Annotated in this window: 8 protein-coding genes; all 8 read right to left on the bottom strand. The window is 32.4% G+C overall.

What is annotated here, in order from left to right; translation table 11 throughout:
• Positions 1-327: 327 nt before the first annotated feature.
• Positions 328-546 (bottom strand): hypothetical protein, encoded by a 219-nt coding sequence (locus ACJAX4_RS21615; RefSeq protein ID WP_435788397.1) that lies wholly within the window; start codon positions 544-546, stop codon positions 328-330.
• Between the two features lie 353 nt (positions 547-899).
• Positions 900-2,219 carry a hypothetical protein gene (locus ACJAX4_RS21610; protein ID WP_435791508.1) on the bottom strand — a complete coding sequence of 440 codons (1,320 nt, stop codon included), beginning with the start codon at positions 2,217-2,219 and terminating at the stop codon, positions 900-902.
• A gap of 356 nt (positions 2,220-2,575) precedes the next feature.
• The gene (locus ACJAX4_RS21605) at positions 2,576-2,680 is read right to left on the bottom strand and encodes a CD1375 family protein (protein WP_435791507.1); all 105 of its coding nucleotides are present in this window, start codon (positions 2,678-2,680) and stop codon (positions 2,576-2,578) included.
• Positions 2,681-2,692: 12 nt separating this feature from the next.
• Complete coding sequence (locus ACJAX4_RS21600) at positions 2,693-2,974, bottom strand: hypothetical protein (protein WP_435791506.1); 282 nt, start codon at positions 2,972-2,974, stop codon at positions 2,693-2,695.
• A gap of 3 nt (positions 2,975-2,977) precedes the next feature.
• Positions 2,978-3,700 (bottom strand): hypothetical protein, encoded by a 723-nt coding sequence (locus ACJAX4_RS21595; protein WP_435791505.1) that lies wholly within the window; start codon positions 3,698-3,700, stop codon positions 2,978-2,980.
• The gene (locus tag ACJAX4_RS21590) at positions 3,701-4,330 is read right to left on the bottom strand and encodes a phage tail protein (protein WP_435791504.1); all 630 of its coding nucleotides are present in this window, start codon (positions 4,328-4,330) and stop codon (positions 3,701-3,703) included.
• On the bottom strand, positions 4,330-4,989 hold the full coding sequence (locus ACJAX4_RS21585) for a phage tail protein I (RefSeq protein ID WP_435791503.1): 660 nt from the start codon (positions 4,987-4,989) through the stop codon (positions 4,330-4,332). The genes ACJAX4_RS21590 and ACJAX4_RS21585 overlap by 1 nt, the downstream gene beginning before the upstream one ends.
• On the bottom strand, positions 4,982-5,752 hold a 771-nt coding region (locus ACJAX4_RS21580), incomplete at its 5' end, for a baseplate J/gp47 family protein (RefSeq protein WP_435791502.1). The genes ACJAX4_RS21580 and ACJAX4_RS21585, both read right to left, overlap by 8 nt.

Here is a 5,752-nt window from a genome sequence, read left to right as displayed (position 1 = left end):
AGTTGACAGCTGAATTTATGATTTATCTTTTGTTATAATCGAATTACTTTCACCTTCGGTGTTCTGAAAAAAAGGAACAATTTTAAAGGTGTATTTTTGCTGCGCTTTTTTACTTACCAAGAAAAAAACCAAAGTTTTGTTGATAACAAAACTAATGTTTCATTCCTTTGAGGTATATTTTCACTTTTTAATGTACAGTTTAAATCCGAGAATTTTTAATCTGGTTTTTTCATAGGTTAGTTAACACTATCGATTATATTAACAGTACCTACTTCGTCTTTTATTACGGTTGCGACGCAAAATAAGAAAATGATGAAATGATTTATTCTATTTGAATTTTTTCTTAAGGCTCTCTATGTCTTCTTTGTTATCAATCCATTCTTCAGAATACCCACATTCACAGCACAGATATCTTGTTACCTTTACTCCATTAAAACCTGAAATTCCCCACGTAATATTGTTACCAGAACCAAATGCTCCAAATTTACCTGGTATTTTTATAATATTCCTTGAATTACATTTGGAACATGTTTTTGTGTTTTTCATATTACACCTCTTTTTATATTTGTTAATTAATTGTTATATGTAGAATTTATTGTTACGCTACAAAGTACTATTTCGACTTAATAGTACCATAATATAGCATAAATATAAAGATTAGAGATTCTCTAATCTTTATATCAGAATATTTTCCTAAGTCGTCACAAGTAAAAACGCCACAAACTTTTATTGTTTGTGACGTCTAATAAGAATATTATGAATTAACAACTATATTATTTTTTATCTTTAATCTGTTGTTTTTTATTTAATATTTTACCTATAATAGGTTCTAAGCCCAAAACCCCGCATTTTTTGAAATTTCAATATATTGATATTACTGAAGATCAAAAGAAAGAAGTTTATTTATTTAATGGTGTAGTAGCTTTAGCGCTTTTAATTAAAATCATATACTGAAAGTAGTCTGTGGTTACCCCTTCTGTAGGAATAATACCATCACTTATATTTATATTAAATGGCCAAATAAGCTCTTGATGAAATGGTGACTGCTCACCTGTTAATTTAAATAAGGTAATATCTTCTTTAGAAAAGGGTTCTAATATATTATCGTTAGAACCATAGCTTGTAAGTTTGGCAGTACTATAATTGCCGCGTGTCATTACATCACAGTTGTCGTAAAGATATACAATGGATAGTACCTTTCCTTTTACTGGGGAATCCGAATTATTCATAAGGGAAGCTAACCAATCAACATTGCCTTGTGCTTTCTGAAAAACATGGTTAAGACCCCACTGGCCATAGAATTTTCCTTTTGGTATATGATGATATATCTTCTTGAAATTATCATATATTTTATCATCTCTTATTTGATTAAATGACATATCCCCAGCTTTATAAGCTTTCACCTGAGCTATAATATTTTCATTTACTAGTTCAAAGCCAAAGAGATTTTCACCGAAAAATTCTTTATATAACGTAGGATTAGACTTTATGCTTTCATCCAATTTATTAGAAAGTTCTACATATATATCTGCGTTTTGCTTAGTATTAATATTATTATACATTTCACTTACAAGTGAGATTAAGTCCTTTATTTCTTCGGGTGCCTTTCTGCTTGGAATTAAAGAATTCATGTACCTTATGGCATTAACATACTGATGCTCTATATCAATACCTATAATTTTAATCTTTTCATCCTCTGGTAAGGATTTATTGAATTCATATACTTTTCCCCAAATTGCATAGGATTGTTTATTCCAAGCAAAGGTTCCCTTTAGTGGTTTGTACATTTCTTCTAGTATACTTTCATCCCCAGTAGCTAGATATTTGTTTAACATCTCTCCATCACTATAAGATAGTTCTAATAGCCAATATTTAATTCCTACTTTTTCCTTTAAATACTTTAGAAATTTTATTTCTAATTCACTATTAACTGCAACACCATGATTTTCAGCAGTGAAAAACACTTCTTTGCCTTTTAAGCTTGAATCTAACAATTTAAAAGTTGAAAAGTCCTTATTATCTGAAGCATCGATACTTGAGTAATTCTTTCTTAAGAAATTTATAACTTCACTTTCATTATGCTCAGCATTCACAACTATACTTTTATACCCATTAGATTTATCACTGTTTAAGCGTGTTATAAATAAGCTTATTACAATGACTAAGCATACACCTAATATTAAGTACAATCCTTTTGATTTTTTAAATTTTATATTCATAGCCCCTCCATTAATTATACGTATTTTTGTATAAACATGTATTATTTCAGTCCCTCTGTGCTTTAATTTCCTCCTCAAGCAAGTACTCTTCAAAACTACTATATCTAGATGCTTGCGTTTTTGATCGTCTATATTTAATGTTTCTGTAACTGATGGTAAATCTCTACTTGGATAATTAACCATTGGTATGTAAGTTATTATTTTTCTTTGTTGTAATCAGTTCCTTTCTTTCAAATTTTATTATTATAGAAATTAAACTTATTTTTTTTAAAAAAATTATATTTATAGTCGTTACTTCAGCTTATATAACTATTTCGACTTAATAGTACCATAATATAGCATAAATAGAACTAAATCTAATCATTATCGAGTAAAGATTGAACTGCTACTTTTAACTTTTCAGGAACATCATCAATAGTCCTTAATCCGTGTTTAATTAATGTATAAAATACTTCTACCATTTATAACCCTCCTTAAAATCCTAATGTAGCCATGTAAACATCTGCTATTCCACTCAAAATCGTCATTTGCATTTTTTGTATCTCTTGATTAGTCGGTTGTGGTGTTGGTTCTTCTATTAGAATATCAATGTGTGTCATAAATACTCTAGTTTCTTGGTTGTAATCCCATCCTTCTTCTATATCTTCTTTTCCAGTTATGTCTACCAAAATGATGTTGGAAGCCCAATTGGGCTTACTTTCACGTTCAAAAATCCAATGGACCCTGCCTTCTAAAATCTGTGCAAATTTTTTCATATTTTAACCTACCTCCTCTATAATTATTAAGCCACTGCGACCATCTGCCCCTTTTCCACCTGCTAGTGGTGTACTATAATGTGTTTTATAGTGTCCTCCACCACCAGAACCTGGGGTGCCATACCCAATACTAGGAAGAGCTTCATATGAATTACTCATATCACCTGGTGCTCCCGGTATTGATATACTGGCTAACCCAACATAAAAATTATCTAAAACAGTTGGCTTATTAATTTCAGCTATATGACCAGTTCCACTATATGTGGCAATAGTACTTCTATCAGCGTTTCCACCGTTGCCACCAGAACCACCAGATATTGAAAAGTAAGAGCCAAAACTTGTAACCCCTCCAGATAAACCGTCTTCCCCATCATCTCCTGCAACAGGTGCACCACCTACTCCTCCTTCCCCAATTTCTATCTGTATAGTCTCACCAGGGGATACCAATATCATATTTTTATAATTTCCGATTGAAGGCAATGACCCACCGATTCCGCCAGCACCATGCCTGTCTATGTCAGTTACACCACCACCTGCACCACCTCCTCCTCCAGAACCTACCGAGGTTACATAAATTGCACTTACCCCACTTGGCACTAAAAATTCGTATTGACCAGCACTCTCAAAAATTGTTATAGTAGGGCTTACACTTCCTAATATTGATGCAGTATCTTCTTTTACTAAATCTAATGTTACTTTATCTGCTATATAAATTTCATTTGCCATTTAAACCACCACCCTATAATATAATAATCCGTTATTAATACCCATTTCGTAATTTGTAGAGGTTGTATCATCCACTACTATTTTATCTGCTTTTAATTCTAGTTGTGTCGAATTATCAGCCGATTGCGACGCAAGTGCTGCAGCATTAGCATTTATTTTGGTCTGAAGAGTTGTTATATCTTTTTTAGTAGCAAGCACCACTGAAGGATCTATTTTAAGTGTTATCGATGCCGTGTTAGAAACTTCTAAAATCATTTTTATATATAAGTCTTTGGCACTTCCTTCTGCAACAACCGGCTTATATGTTTCAGGATATTTGCCTATAGCTATCATATTACCTGCATCATCAAAGATTGCTGCCTCTCTTATCATAAATCCGCCATCTGTTGATGGTATTATAATCTCAATAATTATCCAGTTAGGATTGTCAGCATCCACGTATATAGAACTAATATTCCCACTCCAAACTTGATGCTTTAATGCTATTTGGTCTGCTGTAGGGTTGTAATAAGAACCCCCTCCATCGCCAACTTTAAATTGTGCTAAATTTAATTTTGTTCCAAGTGCATAGGAATTTGCTATTTTAGCTTGACCTATTGCGGTTAATATAGTGTAAAAATTCTCTGCCATCAGCTCGCCTCCTTTGGATATATAATAGTTGTTTCAACTAATTGATGTCCTGAACTTAAATTTATTTTCCCCATACTTATAGTTTCTGTAGGACTCCATGGATAAACTGTAATTTCTTCACCAGAGTTCATACATCCACCAAAAAATACAGATCCATTAGTAGTTAAGAATATATTTATCGTTTCAAGCCAAGAACGCTTATTTTTATAGGCATTGATAAGTTGGTCTAATAGTTTTAAATCATCTGGAGAAGCACCTCTATTGCTAATCTCTAAATTCATTTTAAACATATAAGGGTTGCCACCATATTCATACCACTCCTCTACCCAAGACCTTCCAAAAACAATCTTAGCAGCTTCTTCTACTGCACCCAAAGTTCCTTTATTCATATGCAATTCAATAGCCTTTTCTGCTAAAGCTCTTCTGATTTCTATTTCTAAATTTAAATCATAAAAATCAGCATGAGATTCTACAGCAATATGATCAATAATATCCGAACTTGCATTTTTAATATCTGCAATAGTGAATACGTTTTTTATAGAGTTCACAACATTTGAAAATTCTTTATCTACGGCCTTACTTGCTGCTATAATCTCAGGATCATTCCTGAGATTTGGAGGGAGAATATCTAGTAATTTGCTATTTGCTAAATTAATCATTTTCTATCCCTCCATATACAATATTTACAATGTTTTCAATAGCTACTTCACTATCCAATGGCGTAAAAATGGGAGCTATAATTGTTGCTCTTTTAGCTCCTGCAGATCTTATCATACTATTCAATTCATCAGGATCAATGTCTCTTCCAATTTTTGTTTTTTGCCATAATTTATAATCTTCTATAGCTTGAGTTACCTTTATTTGTATTGCAGATGCATTGCATTCATCTGATTTTTTTATATAATAGGTTAGGTCAATATCATATTGTACTTGCGTTGGAGCATTGACTTGAACATTGTCAGTTAAGGGCCTTCTAGTCTTATCACTTAAATATTCATCTAACCCTTGGATTATTGCTTCTGTTGGAATCTCTCCATTTTTAAGTATAAATTTTATATCAACAACGCCTGGACTAGGAGAATTTATTTTTACATCAGTAATAGTTGAAAGATATTCTTTTGCAAAGAACTCATAAGCTCCTTCTGGACCTGCTGCACTGAAAGACTCAGGCGCAAGATATATCTTTTCTCTTAGACTTTCATTGTTTTCTGTATCTGCGCCACCTTGCGTAGAATAAAGATTACTTACAGACTGCATAAATGGGATAGGGTCTACAAGTACATTTATTTGACCAGGAGTATATCCATTACCGATAATACCTACTGTCGTACACTCCACCGAAACATCCACATATAATTGTCCTGCAGGTATTTCAGCATATTCAGTAGTTTTGAAAAACAAATCATTACCTGGCCCAGTTCT

The sequence above is a fragment of the Clostridium sp. genome, from assembly GCF_051278035.1.
Taxonomy (GTDB): domain Bacteria; phylum Bacillota; class Clostridia; order Clostridiales; family Clostridiaceae; genus Clostridium_AD.
The sequence above is the reverse complement of the archived record's forward strand: the minus strand, read 5'-3'. Positions and strand labels throughout refer to the sequence as shown.